Annotated in this window: 22 protein-coding genes; 13 read left to right on the top strand and 9 right to left on the bottom strand. The window is 66.3% G+C overall.

Going from position 1 to position 23,508, the window contains the following annotated elements; translation table 11 throughout:
• Position 1 precedes the first annotated feature (1 nt).
• The 5 genes from N0B71_RS23960 (at position 2) to N0B71_RS23940 (ending at position 4,654) form a co-directional block, all read left to right on the top strand.
• Positions 2-1,306, top strand: coding sequence for a glycosyltransferase (locus N0B71_RS23960; protein ID WP_259755357.1), 1,305 nt, complete (start codon positions 2-4; stop codon positions 1,304-1,306).
• On the top strand, positions 1,299-1,679 hold the full coding sequence (locus N0B71_RS23955) for a cupin domain-containing protein (protein WP_259755356.1): 381 nt from the start codon (positions 1,299-1,301) through the stop codon (positions 1,677-1,679). The genes N0B71_RS23960 and N0B71_RS23955 overlap by 8 nt, the downstream gene beginning before the upstream one ends.
• Before the next feature lie 74 nt (positions 1,680-1,753).
• Positions 1,754-2,098 (top strand): cupin domain-containing protein, encoded by a 345-nt coding sequence (locus tag N0B71_RS23950; RefSeq protein WP_017519228.1) that lies wholly within the window; start codon positions 1,754-1,756, stop codon positions 2,096-2,098.
• Between the two features lie 4 nt (positions 2,099-2,102).
• Entirely contained in the window at positions 2,103-3,155 is a 1,053-nt protein-coding gene (locus tag N0B71_RS23945) for an aminoglycoside phosphotransferase family protein (RefSeq protein ID WP_259755352.1), read from the top strand.
• Positions 3,152-4,654, top strand: coding sequence for an aldehyde dehydrogenase family protein (locus tag N0B71_RS23940; protein ID WP_259755351.1), 1,503 nt, complete (start codon positions 3,152-3,154; stop codon positions 4,652-4,654). The genes N0B71_RS23945 and N0B71_RS23940 overlap by 4 nt, the downstream gene beginning before the upstream one ends.
• Positions 4,655-4,667: 13 nt before the next feature.
• Here the strand turns inward: N0B71_RS23940 and N0B71_RS23935 are convergent, their stop codons facing one another.
• From N0B71_RS23935 to N0B71_RS23920, 4 genes are all read right to left on the bottom strand, one after another.
• A complete protein-coding gene (locus N0B71_RS23935; protein ID WP_259755350.1) occupies positions 4,668-5,057 on the bottom strand; it encodes a VOC family protein in 390 nt (129 codons plus the stop codon).
• Between the two features lie 17 nt (positions 5,058-5,074).
• Positions 5,075-5,671: a GNAT family N-acetyltransferase gene (locus tag N0B71_RS23930; RefSeq protein ID WP_259755349.1), complete on the bottom strand. Its 597-nt coding sequence runs from the start codon at positions 5,669-5,671 to the stop codon at positions 5,075-5,077.
• Between the two features lie 111 nt (positions 5,672-5,782).
• A complete protein-coding gene (locus tag N0B71_RS23925; RefSeq protein ID WP_259755348.1) occupies positions 5,783-6,457 on the bottom strand; it encodes a polysaccharide lyase family 7 protein in 675 nt (224 codons plus the stop codon).
• A 228-nt stretch (positions 6,458-6,685) separates the two neighbouring features.
• Positions 6,686-8,008, bottom strand: coding sequence for a CapA family protein (locus tag N0B71_RS23920; protein ID WP_259755347.1), 1,323 nt, complete (start codon positions 8,006-8,008; stop codon positions 6,686-6,688).
• A gap of 281 nt (positions 8,009-8,289) precedes the next feature.
• On the opposite strand from N0B71_RS23920, the gene N0B71_RS23915 reads away from it, so the two are divergent.
• The 6 genes from N0B71_RS23915 (at position 8,290) to N0B71_RS23890 (ending at position 17,119) form a co-directional block, all read left to right on the top strand.
• Positions 8,290-10,143: a DUF1302 domain-containing protein gene (locus N0B71_RS23915; RefSeq protein WP_259755346.1), complete on the top strand. Its 1,854-nt coding sequence runs from the start codon at positions 8,290-8,292 to the stop codon at positions 10,141-10,143.
• A 32-nt stretch (positions 10,144-10,175) separates the two neighbouring features.
• Positions 10,176-11,534: a DUF1329 domain-containing protein gene (locus N0B71_RS23910; protein ID WP_259755344.1), complete on the top strand. Its 1,359-nt coding sequence runs from the start codon at positions 10,176-10,178 to the stop codon at positions 11,532-11,534.
• 934 nt (positions 11,535-12,468) lie between these two features.
• Positions 12,469-13,374 (top strand): LysR family transcriptional regulator, encoded by a 906-nt coding sequence (locus N0B71_RS23905; protein ID WP_259755343.1) that lies wholly within the window; start codon positions 12,469-12,471, stop codon positions 13,372-13,374.
• Positions 13,375-13,483: 109 nt separating this feature from the next.
• Positions 13,484-14,671 carry a M20 aminoacylase family protein gene (locus tag N0B71_RS23900; protein WP_259755341.1) on the top strand — a complete coding sequence of 396 codons (1,188 nt, stop codon included), beginning with the start codon at positions 13,484-13,486 and terminating at the stop codon, positions 14,669-14,671.
• A gap of 2 nt (positions 14,672-14,673) precedes the next feature.
• On the top strand, positions 14,674-15,948 hold the full coding sequence (locus N0B71_RS23895; protein ID WP_259755340.1) for an MFS transporter: 1,275 nt from the start codon (positions 14,674-14,676) through the stop codon (positions 15,946-15,948).
• A 61-nt stretch (positions 15,949-16,009) separates the two neighbouring features.
• A complete protein-coding gene (locus N0B71_RS23890) occupies positions 16,010-17,119 on the top strand; it encodes a M14 family metallopeptidase (protein ID WP_259755339.1) in 1,110 nt (369 codons plus the stop codon).
• A 34-nt stretch (positions 17,120-17,153) separates the two neighbouring features.
• On the opposite strand, the gene N0B71_RS23885 is transcribed toward N0B71_RS23890, so the two are convergent.
• The 4 genes from N0B71_RS23885 to N0B71_RS23870 all read right to left on the bottom strand — a co-directional run bounded on the left by N0B71_RS23885 (position 17,154) and on the right by N0B71_RS23870 (position 20,201).
• Positions 17,154-17,333 carry a hypothetical protein gene (locus N0B71_RS23885; RefSeq protein WP_259755338.1) on the bottom strand — a complete coding sequence of 60 codons (180 nt, stop codon included), beginning with the start codon at positions 17,331-17,333 and terminating at the stop codon, positions 17,154-17,156.
• Positions 17,334-17,497: 164 nt separating this feature from the next.
• Positions 17,498-17,944 carry a hypothetical protein gene (locus N0B71_RS23880; protein WP_259755336.1) on the bottom strand — a complete coding sequence of 149 codons (447 nt, stop codon included), beginning with the start codon at positions 17,942-17,944 and terminating at the stop codon, positions 17,498-17,500.
• A gap of 341 nt (positions 17,945-18,285) precedes the next feature.
• Complete coding sequence (locus N0B71_RS23875) at positions 18,286-19,647, bottom strand: OmpA family protein (protein ID WP_259755335.1); 1,362 nt, start codon at positions 19,645-19,647, stop codon at positions 18,286-18,288.
• Between the two features lie 212 nt (positions 19,648-19,859).
• Entirely contained in the window at positions 19,860-20,201 is a 342-nt protein-coding gene (locus tag N0B71_RS23870; protein ID WP_259755334.1) for a hypothetical protein, read from the bottom strand.
• A 141-nt stretch (positions 20,202-20,342) separates the two neighbouring features.
• Here N0B71_RS23870 and N0B71_RS23865 point away from each other — a divergent pair, with 141 nt between their 5' ends.
• Positions 20,343-21,116, top strand: coding sequence for an ABC transporter ATP-binding protein (locus N0B71_RS23865; protein ID WP_259755332.1), 774 nt, complete (start codon positions 20,343-20,345; stop codon positions 21,114-21,116).
• A gap of 76 nt (positions 21,117-21,192) precedes the next feature.
• Here N0B71_RS23865 and N0B71_RS23860 read toward each other — a convergent pair whose 3' ends face one another.
• On the bottom strand, positions 21,193-22,389 hold the full coding sequence (locus N0B71_RS23860; RefSeq protein ID WP_259755331.1) for an MFS transporter: 1,197 nt from the start codon (positions 22,387-22,389) through the stop codon (positions 21,193-21,195).
• A 603-nt stretch (positions 22,390-22,992) separates the two neighbouring features.
• On the opposite strand from N0B71_RS23860, the gene tssB reads away from it, so the two are divergent.
• Complete coding sequence (gene tssB / locus N0B71_RS23855; protein WP_259755330.1) at positions 22,993-23,502, top strand: type VI secretion system contractile sheath small subunit; 510 nt, start codon at positions 22,993-22,995, stop codon at positions 23,500-23,502.
• Positions 23,503-23,508: the final 6 nt, after the last annotated feature.

The following is a 23,508-nucleotide window of genomic DNA, read 5'->3' as shown; positions in this document are numbered from 1 at the left end:
CATGAGTAGTGAACGCAAGGTCATCGCATTCTTCCCCGAGGCCGCCTACGGCCCGGCCCTCAATTCGGTGGGCATTGCCCAGGCCTGCGAGGCGCTGGGGCACAAGGCGGTGTTCCTCACCGACCCGGGCATGACCGGCGTGTATGCCGCCTACGGCTTCGAGGAGCACTACGTGAACATGTCCGAGCCGATGCCGGCCGAGGAGATGGCGCGCTACTGGACCGACTTCATCAACGGCCATATCCCCAACTTCCGCAAGGCGCCCATCGACCAGCTCGACAACTACGTGAAGGAGTGCTGGGAGGCCATCGTCTCCACCGCCAAGTGGGCGCAGAAGGAGCTGCCGGCGATCCTCGACCGCATCAAGCCAGACCTGATCTGCGTGGACAACGTGATCCTCTTCCCGGCCATCAAGCACTACGGCAAGCCCTGGGTGCGGATCATCTCCTGCTCGGAGAACGAGGTGCACGACCCGGACATCCCGCCGTACCTGTCGGGCATGAGCGTGGACGACAAGGAAGGCCACGCGCGCTTCCAGAAGCGCTTCGAGGAAGTGATCGCGCCGATCCATGCCGACTTCAACGACTTCCTCGCGCAGTGCGGCGAGCGGCCGTACCCGCTGGGCACCTTCTTCGAGGAGTCGCCCTACATGAACCTGCTGCTCTACCCGGACCCGGTGAAGTTCCAGCGCCGCCACCCGCTGCCGGCGCGGCAGTTCCACTACCTGCAGGGTTGCGTGCGCACCGACAAGCCGTATGAGATTCCGCAGTTCAAGGCGCACAACGACAAGCCGCTGCTGTACGTCAGCTTCGGCAGCCTGGGCTCGGGCGACGTCGAGCTGCTCAAGCGCCTGGTCAACACCATCGGCAAGTTGCCGTACCGCGCGCTGTTCAACGTCGGCGAGCACGTGGAGAAATACACCGACCTGCCGGACAACGTGATCGTCTCCAACTGGTACCCGCAGCCCTCGGTGATCGCCCAGGTCGACGCGGTGATCCACCACGGCGGCAACAACAGCTTCACCGAGTGCCTGTTCTTCGGTAAGCCGGCCATCGTCATGCCCTATGTGTGGGACGGCCACGACAACGCCATGCGCGCCCAGGAGAGCGGCCATGGCCTGCGCATGGACCGCTACGACTGGAGCGAGGAGGACCTCGCGCGCAACATCGCCCAACTGCTGGGCGATGAGCTGATGCGCGAGCGGCTGGCGCGCACCAGCGACTACATGCGCTCGCGCAAAGGGCCGGAAGATGCCGCGCGCATCCTCGACCGGCTGGCCCAGGGCAAGGCGGTGAACCATGCCTGAGTTCAAGGCCGCTTTCTTTAATGGAGAGAGCACTGCGCCGCACATCCGCGGCGCCCGCGACTACGACGACCTGGTGGACTGGGGCGTGCAGTCCGACGCGCTGGAGGGTGTCTCGCACTCCAGCGGCCGGCTGCTGTTCAAGGGCCCGAACCACAGCCCGGAAACCGGCTTGTGGGTCTGCACACCGGGCCGCTGGCGGCTGTCGATTCCGCGCGACGAGCTGTGCCACTTCGTATCCGGCCGCGCCACCTACCGCTCCGACGCGGGCGAGGTGATCGAGGTCGAGCCCGACACCCTGGTGCTGTTCCCCGCCGGCTGGACCGGCGAATGCACGGTGCACAGCACGATACGCAATCTCTACATGCTGGCCTGATTCCCACCCGATCCCATCGGCGGATAACCGCGAGTGGTTATCCGCCCCATGCTTCGCCTCATCAGGAGTGAACGATGAAGACCCCCGTTATCCACCGCCCGCTGCAGGTCACCGAACTCAAGGACTGGGGCGTGATCCCGACCATGCTCGAGGGCGAGTCCCACGTCAGCGGCGTGGTCCTGCACAAGGGGCCCGAGGGCCAGTCCGAATGCGGCATCTGGCACTGCACGCCGGGCAAGTGGTTCTGCCACGTCACCAGCGACGAGTTCTGCCACTTCCTCGAAGGCCGCTGCACCTACGTGCACGAGTCCGGCGAGGTGATCGAGATCGAGCCGGACACGGCGGCCTTCTTCCCCAAGGACTGGAAGGGCGTGTGCACCGTGCACGAGACCATCAAGAAGGTCTACATGATCCGGTGATGCCATGAACCTGCCCTGCGACACCACCCGTGCCGCCGCCCGCGAGACCTTCCTCGCCGGCAACGGCCTGGCCGGCGCGGCCATTACCGCGCTGCCGGCGGACGCCTCGATGCGGCGCTACTTCCGTCTCGACGGCAAGGGACTGCTGCTGATGGATTCGCCGCCCGGCGCCGAGCCGTTGGCACCCTACCTGCGGGTGGCGCAGCTGCTGCGCGACTGCGGGCTTTCCGCCCCGGGCGTGCTGGCCGCCGACCGCGAACTGGGCCTGGCGTTGGTCGAGGACTTCGGCGATGCGACCTACACCCGGCTGCTCGCCGCCGGCCATGACGAGGCGGCGCTGTACCGCCTCGCCGTGGACGCCCTGGTGCGCCTGCACCGCGCCGGGCCCCAGGCCGCCGAGGGCGTGCCGGCCTACGACGGGCAGAAACTGGCGGACGAAGCGGCGCTGTTCATCGACTGGTACGCGCCGCTGCTGGTGGGCGAGAAGGCCGCGGCGCTGCTGCGCGAGCGCTATCTGGCGGAGTTCGCTGCGCTCTGGCGCGACGTCGCCCTGCGCCGCGAGGTGCTGGTACTGCGCGACTACCACGTGGACAACCTGATGCTGCTGGAGGGCAGGGCGGGCGTGGCCGCGTGCGGGTTGCTGGACTTCCAGGATGCGCTGTTCGGCTCGCCGGCCTACGACCTCATGTCCCTGCTCGAAGACGCGCGCCGCGACATTCCCGAAACCCTGCGCGTGACCCTGCTCACCCGTTACCTCGGCCAGCGTGCGGAGGTGGACGGCCGGCGCTTCATGGCCGACTACCAGGTGCTCGCCGCGCAGCGCCACGCCAAGGTGCTGGGCATCTTCGTGCGCCTGGCCAAACGCGATGGCAAGCACGGCTACCTCAAGCACCTGCCGCGCGTGCTGCGGCTATTCCAGCGCGCGCTCGACAGCGAACACCTGCGCCCATTGGCGGCGCTGCTCGACACCCACCTGCCGAACTGGCGCCAGGGGCTTGAGAGCGACGTGGTCGCCCAGCGCCTGGCTTCTTCCCAATCCCTGCGGAGCATTCCATGACCGACTTCCACGTTGATCGGCCCCTGCGTTTCATCGGCCCGGATTACCAGGGCGTGGCGACGCAGCGCCTGCGCGACATCGTCAACCCCGCCGACCTCACCCCGGTCGGGCGCATTGCCCTGTGCGACGCCGAGGACGTGGACGCTGCCATCGACGCAGCCAACGCGGCGCAGCGCCAGTGGAAGCGCATCGATGCGAAAACCCGCGCGGCGATCCTCCACCAACTGGCCAACGCCATCGAAACCGACCAGGCCACCCAGCGCGAAGTGGCGCGGCTGATGACCCTGGAAATGGGCAAGCCGTTCCCCGAGGCCATGGGCGAGCTGGCCAACTGCGCGCCGATCTTCCGTTACTACGCCGAGATGGCTCGCGACGAGGCCGGCAAGGTCGCCGGCACCACGCAGCTCGGCTCGTTCCAGCATGTGCGCTACGAGCCCTACGGCGTCAGCGTGCACATCATGCCGTTCAACTTCCCCATCCTGCTGATGTGCTGGACCCTGGCCGCCTCGCTGGCGGCGGGCAACGCCTGCATCGTCAAGCCGGCGGAAAGCACCACGCTGTGCACGCTGAAGTTCATGCAGCACTTCAAGGTGCTGCCGGCGGGGATGGTCAGCTGCGTACCCGGCGACGCCAGCACGGCGCAGCGCCTGGTGCAGTCCGAGCGCACCCACGCCGTGGCCTTCACCGGCAGCGTCGCCGCCGGCAAGGCAGTGGCGGTGGCCTGTGCCGAGCGGATGAAGCCGGCGGTGATCGAGGCCGGCGGCAGTGACCCGATGATCATCTCCCGCCACGCGCCACTGGAAATCGCAGCGGCCGGCGCGGTGACCGCAGCCTTCCACCTGAGCGGGCAGATCTGCACCTCGGCGGAGCGCTTCTATGTGGTCGATGAGGTGCACGACGAATTCGTCGCGTGCTTCGCCGAACGCACCCGCGCGCTGCGTATCGGCCATGGGCTGGAGCGTTCCGAGATCGGCCCGATGGTCAGCGAGGCGGCCCGCGCGAAGGTGATCCGCCTGGTGGACGACGCCCTCGCCAAGGGCGCCACGCTGGTCTGCGGCGGACGCATCCCGCCGCAGTTCGCGGTGGGCTGGTACTACGAGCCGACCATTCTCACCGACGTCACCCCAGCCATGGCGATCTTCCACGAGGAATGCTTCGGCCCGGTGGCGGCGATCTGCAAGGTGAAGGACTTCGACGAAGCCGTGCGCCTGGCCAACGATTCGCCCTTCGGCCTGGGCGCCTCGCTGTTCTCCACTGATCTCGCTGAAGCCATGGAAGCGGCGGATCGTCTGGAGGCGGGGATGGTCTGGGTGAACAACCCGCTGATCGACAACGATGCGCTGCCGTTCGGCGGCTGGAAGATGTCCGGCATGGGCCGCGAGCTGGGCCGCCAGGGGCTGGATGCGTTCCGCCGCTCGAAGATGGTGATCATCGACCACCAGCCGCAGATCCACTCCTGGTGGTACCCGTACAGCGACGAGGTGTTCTACCAGGGCTGAGCGGCGCGGCGCCTCACTCCGGCTCGTGGCAGACGCAGCAGAGCTTGTTGCCGTCGGGGTCGCGCAGGTAGGCGCCGTAGTAGTGCGCGTGGTACTCCGGGCGCAACCCCGGGGCGCCCGCGCACGTGCCGCCGTTGGCCAGGGCTGCGGCGTAGGCTCGGTCCACCATCGCGCGGGAGCTGGCTGCCAGCGCGAGCATCTGCCCGTTACCGGGGGCCGATTTGCCTTCGAATGGCGCACCGACGATGAACAGCGGGCGCGGCGCGTCCGCCGGCATCCAGGCGGCCCAGGGGCGTTCGCGCTCGATGAACTTCAGCGGATAGCCCAGCACCTGCATGAGCGGCTGATAGAACGCCAGCGCGCGCTCGAAATCCGTGGTGCCGAGAAAGACGTGGGACAGCATGCCGATGCTCCTTCTGTTCAGGTCTGCTGTGGGGCAAGCCGCTGCAACAGCCGCGCCTTCACCTCGGGCCATTCGCTGTCGATGATGCTGAAGCGCACCGAGTTGCGCTTGCGGCCGTCGGGCATGATGCGTTCGTGACGGACGATGCCTTCCTGCACCGCGCCCAGGCGCAGGATGGCGGCGCGGGATTTCTCGTTCAGCTCGTCGGTGGTGAACTGCACGCGCACGCAGTCCAGTGCCTCGAAGGCGTAGGTGAGCAGCAGGAGCTTGGCCTCGGTGTTGATCGGCGTGCGCTGCGCCGACAGGGCAAGCCAGGTGTGGCCGATCTCCAGCTTGCGGTTGGTGCGGTCGACCTTCCAGAAGCGGGTGCTGCCGACGATCTTCCCCGTGCGCCGGTCGAGGATGGCGAAGGGCAGGACGCTGCCTTCCTCCTGGCCCCTTTCGGCCTTGGCGATGTAGCCATCGACGGTATCCGGGCCGGGCACCACGGTGACCTTCAGGTTCCACAGCTCGCCGTCGGCGGCGGCATCGAGGAGGGCCTGAGCGTGCTCGGCGCGCAGGGGCAGGAGTTCGACGTGCTGGCCGGTGAGGTGGGGGCAGGTGAGGGCGGGCATGCTCTTGGGCTCTGGTGGAGTGCGATCACAGACTACCGGATGCCGTCGTATTTCTGTAGGAGCGGGCCACGCCCGCGAACGGCGCCACGCGGCGCCGCGTGCCTGTGGCACTCACGCATGCCTGATCTGCAGATCCTTGATCACGCACACCGAGGCATCGGTCGCGAGCGTCGTCGCGCTGAAGTCGATCTGGTTGTAGACCCCGCCGTGGAAGTCGAACACGCGCGCCGCCCAGCTGGCGTCGAGCGTCATGGGCGCCACGTTCGAGGTGCGGCCATTGCAGCTGGCCTGTACCGTCAGCGTCAGGCTGGACGTGGCGCGGATCAGGATGTCGAAATCCGTGCCCAGCGGCACGTTGTCCAGCACGGTGCTGTTCACCGGCGTCTCCTGGTTGAAGCTCTGGCGAAAGCCCATGGTCAGCTTGCCCTTCTGCCAGAACACCTTGAGCAACGGGCTGTCATCGTCCTTCACGTGCATCTGCGCGATCACCACCTTCTGCGCGGAGTTCACCTGGGTGACGGCCATCAGCTGGCGGTTGACGTGCTCGGTGGCGCTGCTCAGCGCCCAGTAGATGGGCTCCTTCCACTCGCAGCGGGTGCGGTGCACGCTCTTGCTCGCCGCGCCCTGGGTCGGCGCGGTCAGCCGCAGGCTGCCGTCGGGCAAGCGCGTCACCAGCTCGGGGTATTGAGCCAGGGCCTGCGGGCCGGGCAGCTCGATGGCGAGGGTGTCGGTGGGCGTCTTGCCGACGGGCAGGGCGATGTTCAGGTTGTCGATGTTCACGGTCATACCAGGCACTCCTGCTGCGGTGGGGGTGCTGGTTTTGACCGGGCAGGGTTTCGCCGCCATCGAAATTTCGGCTGAGCGGTCATGGTGGCCGCACTGGCAGGACCTTTCGCTGTAGGAGCGAGGGGACGCCCAGTCCTTGCTCGCGAACCGCATGGCAGCATCGGTGCCGGCAGAAGCGGTTCGCGAGCAAGCTCGCTCCTACAAGGGGCGGCAGCGCTTGGCGCCTGATCAGAGGCGGACGCGCGCCACCGGGCCGTCCATGGACAGTTGCGTCCCGTAGGGCTCGGAGAGTGCGGCGAAGCGCTGCAGGATCGCCTCGGCCTGTTCGCCTTCGGCCAGGCGCGGTCGGCCACGGCGGTGCACCGCTTCGCCCAGGCCCAGGCTCACCGGGTGCAGTTCGATGCCGGTGAGGCGGCGGCCATCGAACTGGCAGACCGGCACCAGGCTTTCCCAGAAGCGCGCATCGGAGGGGAAGCTGCGGGTGTCGTTCTGGGTGCGCTGCAGGAATACCTTCGACGGCGTCTGGTTACGGTCCACGCGGAACTGTTCGTAGCTGTCCGCCGGCAGGCGTTCCACCAGTTCGTTCTGGCCGATGAAGTTGCCCAGGCTGTAGAAGATCGGCTTGCCGTTGTAGATCTCCAGGCCGCGCAGCAGGTGCGGGCCGTGGCCGACGACGATATCGACGCCGGCGTCGATCATGCGCCGCGCCACCGGCTGGATGAATTCGGCGGCCACTTCCAGGTTCCATTCCCCGGTCGCGTCGTGGCCCAGTTCGTGGGCGTGGATGCTCAGCACCACCACGTCGGACATCAGCCGCGCTTCCTCGACCCAGCGCAGGATGTCGTCCATGTCCTTCTTGCGCGGCAGGGTGCGCAGGCGTGCGCTTTCGCCCTGGCGGAACAGCAGCGGGGTGAAGGGGCCGAACACCGCCAGCGACGGATCGGGAATCGGGTGGGCGAAGCCCAGGTCCACGGCGCCCTGGTAGAGGCGGTCCAGGCCCAGGCTGGCGATGATGCCGCGCATGGCCTCCATCTGCGCGCCGTCGAGCTGGTGCACGGTGTCGTAGCGCAGCGGGTTGAGGCCGGGGCGGCCGGGCATGTCGCGGGTCTGCTCGCTGGCTTCCTGGCCCTTGCCGAAGGTGGAGGTGCAGGCCAGCAGCGAGACGGTGCCGGCGGGCCTGGTGCAGTACACCGGGCGGCGTGCCTCCTCAAGGTTGCGGCCGGTGCCGGCGAACAGCAGCTCGCGCTTGTGCAGCTGGGCATGGGCGGCGTGCAGGCCGGCGATGCCGTAGTCCAGGCTGTGGTTGTTGGCGGTGGAGAACAGGTCGAAGCCGCCGTCCACCAGCTCGTCGAGCACCCAGGATGGCGCGCCGAAGTGCGAGCCGCCGCTTTCCAGCACGGCATCGCCCTGGAAGTCGTTGGGCAGTACTTCCAGGTTGGTGAAGCTGACGTCCGCGCCGCGCAGCAGGTCGAACAGCGGGCGCAGGGTTTCGTCGTCGCGGCTGTTCAGGCGGCGCTGCAGGATGCTGTCGCCGGTCAACGCAATCTTCATGGTCCACCTCGGGGTCGGGAATCGCTGATGGCGGCGGACTTTAGGCCAATGCGCGGCCCGGGTCGGCTGAATCCTGGGTATCGCGATAGCCGTCGGTTATCGCCCGCAACGCCCCGCCAGCGGCACGATCCCGGCGTTTTCATTCTGGCTATGGGCATCACTTTTTTTCAGAAGTCAGCCTTGCGACAGCGCTCTTACCATGCGACCGCCTCCCGGCCAACGAGCCGCGGAGCAGGGGTGGCACGGCGTGCCGTGCCCGCACGATCCAGGCGGAGAGCAGCATGAAAAGAACAATAACCGGCGCCGCAGGCTTCAGGCCGCACGCGCTGGCGCTGGCGACCAGCGTGGCCCTTGGCGGGGCATCTTCGGCTCACGCAGTGAGCTTCAACGTGGGGGAAATCGAGGGGCGCTTCGACTCGACGCTGTCCATCGGTGCGAGCTGGGCGATGGACAACCCGGACAAGAAATTCATCGGCACCCGCAACGGCGGCACGGCGTCCAGCCAGACCTCCGACGACGGCCGGCTGAACTTCAAGAAGGGCGAGACCTTCTCCAAGATCTTCAAGGGCCTGCACGACCTGGAGCTGAAGTACGGCGACAGCGGCCTGTTCGTGCGTGGCAAGTACTGGTACGACTTCGAACTCAAGGACGAACACCGTCCGCTCTACGACATCGATGACAGCGGCCGCGATACCGCCGCCCAGTCCTCCGGCGCCGAGCTGCTCGACGCGTTCATCTACCACAACTACGAACTGCGCGATTTGCCGGGTACCGTGCGCCTGGGGCGCCAGGTGGTGAGCTGGGGCGAGAGCACCTTCATCCAGAATGGCATCAACTCGATCAACCCGGCGGACGTCGCCGCGCTGCGCCGCCCCGGTTCCGAGGTGAAGGAGGCGCTGATCCCGGTGAGCATGCTGTATTTCAACCAGGGGCTCACCGACACCCTGTCCATGGAGGCCTTCTACCAGCTGGAGTGGGAGAAGACCGTGCCGGACAACTGCGGCACCTTCTTCGGCAGCGACGTGGCGGCCAAGGGCTGCGACATCAACATGGCGGTGAACGGCAGCGACTTCGACCGCGACATCGACGGCACCGGCATCAAGGGTGGCTACGGCTACGTGCCGCGCGGCAAGGACCACGACGCCCGCGACGGCGGTCAGTTCGGCGTGGCGCTGCGCTGGATGGTCAACGACACCGAGTTCTCCGCCTACGCGATGAACTACCACAGCCGCACGCCGACCAGTAACTGGGTAGTGGGCAAGGGCGCGCTGGCCGACCCGGTGGGCGGGCTGATCGGGCAGGGCGGGGTGAGCACCGCGCGCTGGTACCTGGATTACCCCGAAGACATCCGCCTCTACGGCCTGGGCTTCAACACCACCTGGGGCAGCACGGCGGTGCAGGGCGAGATCAGCTACCGGCCGAACATGCCGCTGGGCATCAACTCCAGCGACGTCTCCGGCGCCGCCACCCTTGGCTCGGCGGCGACCAACCCGCTGGTCAACGGCGGCCTGCCGATCTTCTCCAGCGGCTGGGCCGACTCGGCCTACGGCTCGCTGATCCAGGGTTACGAGCGCAAGCCGTTCACCCAGGCGCAGATGACCTTCACCAACACCTTCGACCAGATCGAGCTGATCGGCGCCGAGCGCCTGACCCTGGTGGGCGAGATCGGCTTCAGCCACATCGCCGACCTGGGCTCCACCGACGGCTCCGACCTGCGCTTCGGCCGCAGCAGCGTGTACGGCAACGGGGAACTGGCCAGCGCCGGCACCTCGGCATTGCTGGGGCTGTCGGGCAACGCGATCTGCCAGAAGGTGGTCAACCCCGCCAACCCCGGGCAGTGCGACGACAAGGGCTTCTACACCCAGAACTCCTGGGGTTACCGCGTGCGCGCGGGCCTGGAATACAACGACCTGATCGGCGGCGTTTCGCTGCGGCCGAACCTGGCGTTCGCCCACGACGTGCAGGGTTACGGCCCGACGTTCAACGAGGGCGACAAGTCTGTCAGCGTCGGCCTCGATGCCGAATACCTGACCCGCTACACCGCCAGCATCAGTTACACCGACTACTTCGGCGGCGATTACAACGTCAACACCGACCGCGACTTCCTCGCCGTCAGCCTGGGCGTCAGCTTCTGATGCCCGCCAGCCCCAGTCCTGGAGATAAACGCATGAACAACACGCAATGGTTGCAGGCCGGCTGCCTGACGCTGGGCCTGCTCGCCGGGCAGGTCATGGCCGCGGTCGGTGCCGACCAGGCCGCGCGCCTGGGCAATGAACTCACCCCCATTGGCGCTGAGAAAGCGGGCAACGCCGACGGCAGCATCCCGGCCTGGACCGGCGGCCTGGCACCCAACGCCGGCAAGGCCGACGCCGGTGGCTTCCTGGCCGATCCCTATGCCGCGGAAAAGCCGCTGTTCACCATCACCGCGCAGAACGCCCAGCAGTACCAGGACAAGCTCACCCCGGGGCAACTGGCGATGTTCCAGCGCTTCCCCGACACGTACCGCATCCCGGTCTACCCCAGCCATCGCAGCGCCAGCTACCCGCAGGCGGTGATCGACGCGGCGAAGAAGAACGCCACCGCCACCTCGTTGGCCGAAGGCGGCAACGGCCTGACCCACTTCAGCATGACCGTGCCGTTCCCGATCCCGCAGAACGGCCTGGAAGTGATCTGGAACCACGTCACCCGCTACCGTGGCAACGCCATGCTGCGCACCACCGCGCAGATGAACCCGCAGAGCAATGGCGCCTACACCATCAGCTACATGAAGGAGCAGTTCGCCTTCCCGTTCGGGCTCAAGGACTACGACCCGGCGAAGATGGACAACATCCTCTACTACTTCCGCCAGGAAATCCTCTCGCCGCCCCGTCGTGCCGGCAGCGTAATGCTGGTGCTGGAGACCATCGACCAGGTCAAGGAGCCGCGCATGGCGTGGATGTACAACGCCGGTCAGCGCCGCGTGCGCCGCGCCCCGCAGGTGGGCTACGACAGCCCCGGCGCGGAAGGCATGCGTACCTACGACGACTTCGACATGTTCAACGGCGCGCCGGATCGCTACGACTGGAAGCTGGTGGGCAAGAAGGAGCTGTACATCCCCTACAACAGCTTCGCCCTCGACTCGCCGACGCTGAAGTACGACGACATCGTCAAGCCCGGCCACCTGAACCCGGACCACACCCGCTACGAACTGCACCGCGTGTGGCACGTGGTGGCGACCCTGAAGCCGGGCCAGCGGCACATCTACAGCAAGCGTGACCTGTACATCGACGAGGACAGCTGGCAGATCGCCGAGGCCGATGCCTACGACGGCCGCGGCAGCCTCTGGCGCGTGGCCGAGGGCCATGCGCGGCCGTTCTACGACCAGCAGTTCACCTGGCTGACGGCGGAAACCCACTATGACGTGCTGTCCGGCCGCTACACGGTGTCCGGCCTGCGCAACGAGGAGAAGAGCAGCTACGACTTCGCCGTGCAGTCCAGCAGCAACGACTTCACCCCCAACGCCTTGCGCGCTACGGGCATCCGCTGAGGCGGGCTCCAGCGGCGCTCACCGGCGCTCCGATGTGTTTATCAGCGGCCTTCGGGCCGCTTTTTTTCGAGTCGCACATTCACTGTAGGAGCGGGCCATGCCCGCGATCCGCCGGCAGAGCCGGCGCCGTCTTCTGCTCGGATGTAAATCCTGTATCACTGCTTCGACATGGGTGTTTCTGCGCCGCTTTGGCGTACGCGCGGACTCCCTGTTCGCCCCCTCGGGCGACCCACTTTGGCAAACGACCCAAAGTGGGCAAAGGTCTCGCCCCGGACATCCGGTTTTTCGCTCAGGCGAAAAATGCCCTTGTTCCATCGCAGTTCCAGGGGCACGCCGCGGTGTGCCATCCCTGGCCCATCGCGGCTCTCGCGGCATCCATGCCGCTCAACCCCAGGAACTCCGATTCCCACTCGGCCTCCTGAACGGGGCATTCGGCGTGTTTGGACGTTTCTCTGGAAGCCCACAGAGCTAGAGCCAAAGCCAAAGCTGAGGAAGTGGTTGTTGTAGGAGCGAGCTTGCTCGCGAACCGCCCAACACTGAACTTCCCTTGTAGCAGCGGACTTTGTCCGCCATCGCGTGCATGGCACGCTCCTACAGGTGGGGCGCGGTAGCGGGCCATGCCCGCGACCGCGCGTATGGCGCGCCCATGCAGGTCAGCGCCGAAGCTAAGGGTTTTGTAGGAGCGGACCCTGTCCGCGAATCCTCCCACCCGCACAGCCGTCACAGGAAAACCATCGCCTTGGGATGGCGTGGAGCGAAGCGATACCCATGCTGGCAAAGCGCGAAACTCCCAGGGCGCGCGCCGCCTGAATCATCCGGCAAAAAACACCCCCGCGACCCACCAGTCCTCCCGCGTTTACCAACCGTTACCCACGCCGGCCTCGATTTTGCTTTATGTTCCACCCTGTCACCGAACCCGAGCCGACGCCCCTCCATGAAGTTGCATCAACTACGCGCCATCGTCGCCATCTGTGAGAGCGGCAGTATCCAGGAAGCTTCGCGCCTGCTGCATATTTCCCAGCCGGCCCTGTCCAAGAGCATCAAGGAGCTGGAAGCCGAGCTGGGCGTGCCGTTGCTGGTGCGTTCCAACCGCGGGATCACCGCCACCGAATACGGCGAGCGCCTGGTGCGCCGGGCCCGGCTGGTGGTGGAGGAGGTGCGCCGCGCGCGGGATGAGATCGAGACGCTCAAGGGCGCGATGGACGGTCGCGTGGCCATCGGCGTGTCACCGGTGACGCCCAGTCAGCAATTCGCCAGTTGCCTGCTGCGTTACCGCAGGCGCTACCCCAAGGTACAACTGCAGATCAACGAACTGCGGCCCGCCAAGCTGCTCGAAGGATTGCGCGAAGGGCAGCTGGACCTGGTGCTCACCTCGCAGCCGTCCTCGCGCAACGTCGACGGTTTCCACTGGCAGGAACTCTACGCCCAGCCCACCACGCTGGCCGTGCGCAAGGGGCATCCGCTGCGCCACGCGCGTTCGCTGCACGAGCTGCTGGACGAGGAATGGCTGGTGCCCGATTCGCTGGACGTTTCCCTGGCCGGGCAGATGTTCGAGCAGTACCAGGTGCGCCATCCCGAGCGCGTCATCGAATGCGCCTCGGTGGTGCTCTACGCGGAGCTGGCGGCCAACACCGATGCGGTGAGCTTCTGGTCGCGGCGGGTGTTCGACCTGCCCATCGTCTCCGGCACCCTGGACGCGCTGGACATCGCCGAAACCGTGCCGGGCACCGACATCTCGCTGGTCTGCCGCCCGCCGGAACTGATGACCCGCGAGGCGCAGACGCTGGTCGACGAGTTGGTCTACGCCTTCAAGGGCCCGCACCTGCGCAAGGCTGACTGAAGGCAGGCGTCGATAACCAGCCTGGATAAGCATGCGCGAAGGTCATTATTCAGCACTTCGCGCGTGGGGCATCCTGCCGGCCACATCAGAACAATGAGCAGGATGCGGCATGAGTCAGCACCCCACCCTTGAACGTCTTTTCGCTTCCCAGGAAACCTTCGCCCAGGTTCGCCGGGACCTCCACCAACACCCGGAACTGGGGTTCGAGGAGGCGCGCACGGCCTCCATCGTTGCCGGATACCTGCGCGAATGGGGCTATGACGTCCACGAAGGTGTGGGCGGCACCGGCGTGGTCGGTGTGCTGCGCCAGGGCAACAGCGCGCGCAGCATCGGCATCCGCGCCGACATGGACGCGCTGCCCATCGACGAGGCCAGCGGCGTGCCCTACGCCAGCCAGCACGCCGGCTGCATGCACGCCTGTGGGCACGATGGGCATACCGCCATCCTGCTTTGCGCCGCGCGTGACCTGGCCGAGCGACGCGCCTTCGACGGCACCCTCAACCTGATCTTCCAGCCCGCCGAGGAAACCCTGGGCGGTGCCGTGGCGATGATGGACGACGGCCTGTTCGAGCGCTTCCCCTGCGATGCGGTGTACGCGCTGCACAATGCGCCGGGCCTGCCGGTGGGCTGCTTCCTGACCCGCGAAGGTGCGCTGACGGCATCGTCCGATCGCGTGTCAATCCGCCTGACCGGCGTCGGCGGCCACGGCGCCATGCCGCACCTGACCAGGGACCCGATCGTCGCCGCCGCCGAACTGGTGCTGGCGCTGCAAAGCATCGTCGCGCGCAACGTGCCGTCCACCGAGGTGGCCGTCGTGACCGTGGGCATGCTCAAGGCGGGGGAGGCGGCCAATGTGATTCCCGACCATGCCGACCTGCGCCTGAGCGTGCGCGCCACCCGGCCGGAGGTGCGCGAGCTGCTCAAGCGGCGCATCGGCGAGATCACCCGTGGTATCGCCGCCGTGCATGGCATGGAGCTGCAGTTCGATTACGAGGAACTGGTGCCGGTGCTGGTCAACACGCCGGAGGAAACCCGTCTCGCACGCCAGGTGCTGACCGAGCTGGTCGGCCCGCAGCGGCTGCTCTCCGAGATTCCCTCGGGCTTCCTCGGCAGCGAGGATTTCGCCTGGATGCTGGAACGCCGCCCCGGCTGCTACATCGCCCTGGGCAACGGCAACAGTGGCCCCAGCGGCTGCATGGTCCACAACCCCGGCTACGACTTCAACGACGCCGCCATTCCCTTCGGCGCGGCGCTCTGGGTGCGGCTGGTGGAAACCTTCCTGGGCATGGGAGCCTGAGCATGACTCGACGCAACGGGGTACTCGTGCTGCTGATGCTGGTCATGGTCATCAGCGTGCTCGACAAGACCATCTTCGCCTTCGCCGGCGCGCAGATCATCGACGAGCTGAAGCTGTCGCCGACCGAGTTCGGCTTCATCGGCAGTGCGTTCTTCTTTCTCTACTCCATCTCCGGCGTACTGGTGGGCTTCCTCGCCAACCGCTTCCCGACGCGCTGGATTCTCGCGGGCATGTCGCTGGTGTGGATGGCCTCGCAACTGCTGGTGGCGCTGTCCAGCGGCTTTGCCGCGCTGGTAGCGGGCCGTCTGCTGCTGGGCGCCGGCACCGGGCCGGGCACGGCGGTGACACAGCATGCCTGCTTCAAGTGGTTCGGCCCGAAGGAGCGCGTGCTGCCGTCGGCGCTGATCCAGGTGTCGATCATGCTCGGCGCGGTCCTTGGCGCACTCAGCCTGCCGCTGGCGATCCAGCACTTCGGCTGGCGAACCGCGTACTTCCTGCTGGCCCTGCTGGGGCTGATCTGGCTGGTGATCTGGCTCCTCTTCGGCCGTGAAGGACAGCAGACCGAGGAGGAGGGGCCCGGCGCGTCGCTGCGCCTGCCCTACAGCCGCTTGCTGCTCAACCGCAGTTTCGTCTGGATCACCCTCATGGGCTTCCTCAGCTATCTGCCCACCGCGCTGGTGTACAGCTGGGTGCCGGTCTACCTGCAGAAAGGCCAGGGCATGACGCCCATGCAGTCGGGCTATACGGTGATGGTGGTGACGGTCGGGGTGATCCTCGCCAACCTGCTGCTCTCCACGCTCTCGCAGCGGGCGATGCAGCGCGGTGCCTCGGTGCAGCGCGCCATGGTGCTGCCGCCGATGCTCTTCGCGGCGGTCGCTGGCCTGGCCTTCTGCGCACTGACCGTGCTGCACGGCGATCGCCTGGCGATCCTGGTGCTCTACGCCCTGGGCGCGATCCTGGTGAATGTCCTGCCAACCTTCTGCAACACTCTGGTCGCCTACATCGCCCCCAGCGCACAGCGCGGTTCGATGCTGGCGATCCACATCGGCGGCATGACCAGCGCCGGCATGCTCGCGCCGTGGATCGTCGGCCAACTGGTGGAGTGGCGCGGTGGCGATATCGCCCATGGCTTCGAGACTGCCCTCGGCCTGTTCGGCGTGCTCACCGTTGTCTGCGCCGTCCTCGGCTGCCGGATCATCGCCCCCGAGCGTACCCGCCAATCGCTGCAGGGCGAGCACAGCGAAGCGCCGCTGCCCGGCGCCGTCGGCCACGCCTGAGCGTCCCTCGAAGGGCCCGTACGCCGGGCCCGGTTTTTTGTCCCAATCATCCGGAGTGGTGATGAACCCGTCTGCCTGCTTTTCCCAGAGCTACGCCGAGGCGCGTGGCAAGTTTCTCGCCGCCTGCCTGTCGGCCAATCTGGTCGTCGAATCCCACCGTCATCCACTGCCCGGCCGCGACGGCGAACCGCTCGCGCTGGATGTAGCGCGCAGCGGCCCGCTCGATGCGCGCAACCTGCTGATCATCAGCAGCGGATGCCACGGTGTAGAGGGCTTCTGCGGCTCGGCGGTGCAGGTCGCGCTGCTGCACGATCCGGATTGGCTGGAGCAGTGCGCCAAGGCCGATTGCGCGGTGCTCTACCTGCATGCGGCCAACCCCTACGGCTTCTCCTGGTGGCGGCGCTGGACCCACGAGAACGTCGACCTCAACCGAAATTTCATCGACTTCTCCCAGCCGCGCCAACGCAACCAGGCCTACGCGACGCTCGACCCGATCCTGGTTCCGCGGCGCTGGCCGTCTTTCGCCAGCCACCTGCAACTGCTGCGCTACGCCGTGCGCCATGGCCGCAAGCAACTGCAGGCGGCGATTTCCAGCGGCCAGGACAGCCATCCCAACGGTCTGTTCTACATCGGCGCCAAACCAACCTGGAGTAACCAGACGGTGCGCCAGGTGCTGCGCCAGCACGCCCGCGACTGCTCCCGGCTGGGCTGGATCGACGTGCACACCGGCCTGGGACCCAAGGGCCACGGAGAGCGCATCTACGTCGGCGCCAATGACCCGCAGACCCTCGCGCGCACGCGCCGCTGGTGGGGCGCGCAGGTGACGTCCGCCCACGAAGGCGGGTCGGTATCGGTGCAGTTGCAGGGGCAGATGATCCTCGCCGCCGCGAGCGAATGCCCGCAGGCTGAGCTGACGGCCATCGCACTGGAATACGGCACGTTGCCGGGACTCAAGGTGCTCAAGGCACTGCGCGCGGACCAGTGGCTGGCGAACAATCCCGGTGTGCCGGCGGACAAGGCCCTGCGCATCCATCGGCAGCTGCGCGATGCCTTTTACGTGGACGAGGACGGCTGGAAGTGCCAGGTGCTCGCGCAGGCCGGCGACGCCGCGCGCCAGGCCCTCGTCGGGTTGGGCGAGGCGCAGGCAGCGTCGGTGCGGGTGTCCCGCTGAGCGAGCGCCGGGGGCCGCGACTGCCTGGGGCCGCTCAGCGGCCGGGCAACATCGGTGTCAGGTGCAGGATGTTGAGCAGATGCGGAACGCGCAGCGGGTAGCAGGCCTGCAGGCGCACGCGCGCCTCGGAAAGGGACATCTGGCGGGAAAACGAGCGCAGCACGGTCTTGCCCAGGCAATGACCGTCCTGAAAATGCACGAGGAATTCATTCATGGCGAAGCGACAACGAGGAAACACGCACGAGGTGGCGCACAGGGCGCGAATAATAGCGACTTCGACGCGTTCATCGTTGCCATAAATCATCCTTTGCAGGAACTGTCCGACGGAACGCTCGTTCCGCAACCGGCCGAACCGACGGCCGGCGGCGTCGGAGAAACCTAGAGTCCAGAAGCATGCTCGTAAGAGTAGTCCAGGCGCAGGACGTTGTAGTCCAGGCGCATGCCGAAGGCGTGCATGAAGAAGGCCTCCAGCTGCAACTCCAGCGAGCGAGACGTGAGCGACGTCAGGCGCGCGCCCTGGCGGCGCGTGCGGCGGTTCACCGCGGTGAACTCTTCGTGGACGATACCCTGGGCTGCCGGGTCGGCGATCAGGCGATAACAACTGTCGGGGAGGTCGTCGCGCTGGGTGGCGCTGAGGCTGAGTTCGGGATGGCCGTCGGCGTTGGTGATCAGCTCGACGCTGCAGCGCAGACCTCGGTCGCGGGCGAAGCGCGAGGCCTCTTCGAAGGCCGGCAGGGCCTTCTGCAGGACCTGGATTTCGAAGGCGAGGAGGAATTGCTCGTCGAATTCGACGTCCTGGGTATTCCGGGGTGCCTGGTTCAACATCGCCGGCATCTCCTGTGTCGATGAAACGAGAAAACTTTCGAAAGCGACCGTCGGGATCGCCTAAGTTTCGTCATCGCGGCATTGCAGGCACAACGCTCACACAGTCAGCCGGCAACGCCATTTGCCTGAACGAAACGCCATCTCACAAGAAGCATGACAAGACTGTCAACGTGCATTCGTGCATAAGCACTGCACGTGGCAATAGCCAAGCGTGCGATCGAGGAAAGGCGCCAGCGGCGGGGCGCGGCCGCTGGCGAGGGAGAAGGGTGTAACGCTGGCTTTACAGGCTTCCGCCGCCAGCATCCGATTCGGATGGGCGGCGGGGCCAGCAGAAAGCCGGGTCATTCACCCTGAACGATGAACTCGATACGGCGGTTCTTCGCCCGGCCTTCTTCGGTCGCGTTATCGGCGATGGGCTTGGTGGCGCCATAGCCCTTGGCGATCAGGGTGGCGGGGGCGACGCCGAGTTCCACCAGCTTGGCCACGACCGCGTCGGCGCGCTTCTGGCTCATGTCCAGGTTGCCCTGGTCAGTGCCGACGCTGTCGCTGTGACCGCCGACTTCGATGCGGGTGTCCTGCGGGGCGGATTTGATCGCCTCGGCCGCGCGCGCCAGGATCTCCTGGCTGTCCGCGGTGATGGCGTTGGAGTTGGTATCGAAGTACACATTCATCAGGTTCAGCGCCTGCACCAGATCATGGGCGCTGAAGCCGGATTGCAGGCCTGCCAGGGCTGCGGTGGCGCGTTCCCACAGGCCGCTCATGGAGTAGCCGCTGAACAGCGAGCGCAGCTTCTGGCTGATGTCGAAGCGCTGGTCTTCGGGGAGGGCGGAAGTATCGACGGACAGCTTGTCGCCGTCGAAGCCGATCTTCAGCCCGCTGGCGGCCAGCTGCGGCAGGGCCGCGATCAGCTTGTCCATCCAGCCGGCCGGCAGGGTGTGCGCATCGACGCTGATGTCGCCGCTCAGGTTGTCGGCACCGAACTGGGCCTTCAGGGCGTCCCACAGGCGCTGTTTTTCCTCATCGCTGGCGAGCTTGCCGTTGACGGTGATCTTGCCGTCCTGGTTGGCCAGTTGCAGCTGCGCAGGGTGCTGCTCCTCAGGGGCCTGCTCGACCGGTTCCTGGACCACGGTTTCCTGGACTTCCGCCACCGGCGCCGGAGCGACAGGCGCGGGCGCCGGGGTGGTGGCCGGTACGGCGGCGGTGCTCTTGTCCGGGCGGGCGTTGCTGATGGCCACTACCAGCAGTGCCAGCAGGGCGGCGAGCAGCAGCCAGAACAGCCAGCCCAGGCCATGACGCCTCTCGGCGTGCACGGGTTGCTGGTGCAGCAGCGCGCTCAGGTGTGCCGGCAGGGCAGTGGGGTTGCGATCCTGGGCGGTCAGCAGGCTGACCAGCTTGGGCAGCGCCTCGGCGCCGGCCAGGTTGACCGCGCCGGTGGTGACGCCCAGCAGCTTGGCGAGGCGGCTGCTTTCCTCGGCGCCGAAGCCGGCGGCGAACTGGTCGGGATGCAGCGCGTGGTCGGCCGGCGGGTGGTCCATCCAGGAGCGCAGCAGCGTGCCGAGTCCGGCGTCATCGAAGCGCTTGATCAGGCCTTGGAAGCCTCCGCTTCTGCTGCTGACGAGCGACTCGGCAAGCAGCCCGACGAAGCGCCGTGCCTGGGTGCCCATGCCCCGCAGGGCGGCTTGGTGAATGATGGTGTCTAGCATCAGAAACTCCGCTGGAATTGAATGCTGGCCCGACGCTCGATGCGTGTTCGGGGCAGAACTGCCCCCGTCGCGTTGCGCGCGGGGGCACACATTCTCGGAGTTGCTGCGGATGGGGTTCAGTCAGCCTTTTCCCAAATGATCCCCGCCATCGCCCGTATCAGGGGGTGATACCGCCAGGCGTCAACATTGCCGCCACGGCGTGTCTGGCCCGGTCATGGAGCGGGGGCGGAGGTCATTGCCCAGGTGATGAAGCCGGCGTTGGCTGCCGTGAAGAGCAGCGCAACCAGGAACACGCAGTCGGCGATTCGCACGACCGCTTGGCTGCGCCGCGTGCGGTGCGCGCGCAGGCTCCAGTAAGCGCAGAAGGCCGACACCACGTAGAGCAGCATGTTCAGCGCCACCAGATCGTCGATGATCAGGTCCTGCCGCTGCAGGGTGATGATCAGCCGGATGATGCCGATCACCGTGAGGCACACACCGACCATGGTGGCGGAGACGGTGAAGATATGGACGCAGATGTCGTCGTCCAGTGTGCGGGTTTCCGGTTCCTTCATGGGGCGTACCCCGGCAGTTTCGAGAAGGGTGGCAGGCTAGTCGCCACAGGTTATGACGCGCTTAACGACACGGAGGATGCCACGAGGGGGCGACGCGTGTTAGAAGACATCTCCCTCCGCTCGTCCATGACTGATTCCCCCATGATCGACTTCAACAATATCACCGCCTACCAGCAGCAGACCCGCGTGCTGGATGGCTTCTCCCTGCACATCGGCGAAGGCGAGAAGGTCGCCATCCTCGGCCCCAATGGCGCTGGCAAGAGCACGCTGCTCAAGCTGATCAGCCGCGAGCTCTACCCGGTGGATAGGCCGGACAGCTCGCTGAACCTGTTCGGCCTGCAGAACGTCACCCTGTGGGATCTGCGCAGCCGTATCGGTTTCGTCTCCCAGGACCTGCAGGAGGACTACACGCCCTTCACCCAGGCACTGGACGTGGTGATTTCCGGCTTCTTCGGCGCCATCGGCAGCCATGGTCACCTGCAAGCGACGCCGCAGCAGATCGACAAGGCGCGCGAAATGCTCGCTGCCGTGGAGATGGACGACTATGCCGAGCGCATGTTCCAGCGCCTGTCCACCGGCCAGAAGCGCCGCCTGTTGCTGGCCCGAGCGCTGATCCACGAGCCGCGTGCGCTGATCCTCGACGAGCCGGCCAACGGCCTGGACATGGGCGCCAGCCTGCAGATGCTGACCTTGCTGCGGCGCTTCTGCGGCCCGGAGCACGCAATGATCATCACCACCCACCACCTGGACGAGATCATCCCGGAGATCGAGCGCGTCGTGCTGATCGCCAACGGCAAGGTGGTGGCCGATGGAGCCAAGGCCGAGATCCTCACCAGCGAGCACCTGTCGGCATTGTACCAGGCCCCGCTGAAGGTGACCGAGCAGGATGGTTGGTATCGCTGCTGGCACGCCTGAGCGCTGGCGCCATCTGTAGGAGCGGGCCACGCCCGCGAACAGCGCCGGCAGGGCCGGCGTCCGCTAAATCAGACGGTCATGCTCCAGCGCGTTGGCGTGGCAGCACGGTCCACGCCACGCCCAACAGCAGCAGCGCAGCGACCAGTACGTAGGGCGCGCGGCTGTCCACCTGGTGCAGCAGCGTACCCAGCAGTGGCCCGCTGATCATGCCCAGGCCATGCACCGCCACCAGGCTGCCGGCAGCGGCGCCTTGCTCATCGGCCTCCACCGCATTGGCGTTGAGCGCCGAGACAGCAGGAAACACCCAGCCCATCCCCGCCGCCGCGACGAAGCAGCAGACGTAGAGCATCCACGGGGCCACGGCGAAGCAAACCGAGGCAAAGCCCAGCGCCGAGACGCAGCCGCCAACGCCGATCAGGCGCAGCGGGGCCCAGTTGAGCCTGCGCACCAGCATTTGCGCGCCGATCAGCGCCGCGCCCACCGAGGTGAGAGCGATACCGGCAACCCGGGCGGCCTCGGTTGGCGGCAACTGCAGACGGTCAAGGGCGAAGAAGCCAACGGTCATCTGTGCCACGGTCACGCAGACCATGGCGATGAAACCGAGCGTCAGCGAACGGCGCAGGCGGGCGTCGCTGATCGCCAGCGCAGGGCCCTTGCGCTCACGGAGGCGCTCATACCGCGGCAGCCATTGCCACAGCACGCCCAGTGCCAGCAGCGGCAGTAGGCACGTGAGCAGCAGCGGCAGCGCCAACCCGAGCATGGCCAGCAAGCCGGCGACGCTGGGGCCGATCACCATGCCCATGGCGCTCGCCGCTCCCAGGCCCGCCATGGCCGAGGCGCGCCGGTCCGCGGCCACATGGTCCGCCACCAGCGCTGCCGAGCAGACCGGCACGGCAGCATAGAAACCTCCCGCCAGCCCGCGTAGCGCAACCATCCCGACGAAGGCCGGCCACGGAGACATCGAGGTGTTCAGCGCCAACGCCATGAAGGCGCAGAGCAGGGCATAGGTCAGTGCAAAGCCGGCCAGGCCGCTGAGCAGCACGCCGCGTCGGCCCAGCCGGTCACTGGCCACGCCCCAGACCCGCGCCATGAGCATCCAGGCGATGCCCCCGACCGTTACCGTCATCCCCGCCTGCCAGGGCGCCAGACCCAGGGTACGCGCCACCGGGCCGATCAGCGCGACGAAGGACATTACCGCCACCGTGCAGACGAACGTCTCGAACATCAGCGGGCGCAGGTTGAGGGTGGGGGCCTGGGGAGGCATGGCGGTCATAGCGGCGGACTCCTTTGCGGCCGGCTCATCCCCATTAAGACGAGCGGCGGCGACGGAACATCAAAAGAAAATCGCAAGGCACCTTGATCTCGGTAGAAGGACGCTGCAATGCAAGAGGGCCTGTCGACGGCTGGCGCCGCCTGGAGTGAGCCTTGGTGCGAAGACACGAACCCGGGAGTCCACCGCCTTTCCCATCCTTGTCGTCGCAGAGCGTCTGAGGAAACGGATGAAAACCCGTGTATCGGAATGTTCCGTCGGAATTTTTCCTTATCGAGAAACGAGAAAATTACTTGTTTTGGCCGACTAATTAATTGGCTATGTAGGAAAGTTCCTGAATTTAATCTGGGTCTGTTGGCGGGCTTGTCTTGGCTTCAGTTCATGGCAGTCTTCGCGAGTTGTCGAAGTGAACCGAATCGCAGGCATGGAAGGGTTACAAAGATTTGGGTATTCCTGAACATTCTGACGAAGTGGCTCGGGTGACAACTGGGTAGTCCAGTCGCCGGAGTGGCTTCGATATCAGATTCGTCGCGTGCAACGCTCGTTACAGAGTTGCTGCCGTGATGCGTGCTTGCATTAACAAAGGAATTGTAAGGCAGGGTAATCATGGCGTCTGATAGTTTCCAGAATGAAGTTCCGAAAGCTCGCGTTAATATTAAGCTCGATTTGCACACCGGCGGTGCCCAGAAGAAAGTCGAACTTCCGCTGAAGCTCATGGTGTTGGGTGATTACAGTAACGGTCGGGAAAGTCGCCCGCTATCCGAACGTAGCAAAATCGATATCAACAAGAACAACTTCAATAGTGTTCTGGCTGAATTCCAGCCCAGCCTGAAAGTCGCCGTGCCCAATACCCTGGCCAATGATGGCTCCGACGCCAGCGTCGAACTGACGTTCCGCGACATGAAGGACTTCGAGCCCGAACAAGTCGCCCGTCAGCTGCCGGAACTTCGTGCCCTGCTGGCCATGCGCAATCTGCTGCGCGATCTCAAATCGAACCTGCTGGACAACGTCACTTTCCGTCGCGAACTCGAACGCATCCTCAAGGATGACGCCCTGAGCAGCGAACTGCGCGCCGAACTCGCCGCGCTGGCTCCGCAAGACGATGCGAAACAGTAAGGAGAG

The organism is Pseudomonas sp. GCEP-101 (genome assembly GCF_025133575.1).
Classification (GTDB): domain Bacteria; phylum Pseudomonadota; class Gammaproteobacteria; order Pseudomonadales; family Pseudomonadaceae; genus Pseudomonas; species Pseudomonas nitroreducens_B.
The sequence above is the reverse complement of the archived record's forward strand: the minus strand, read 5'-3'. Positions and strand labels throughout refer to the sequence as shown.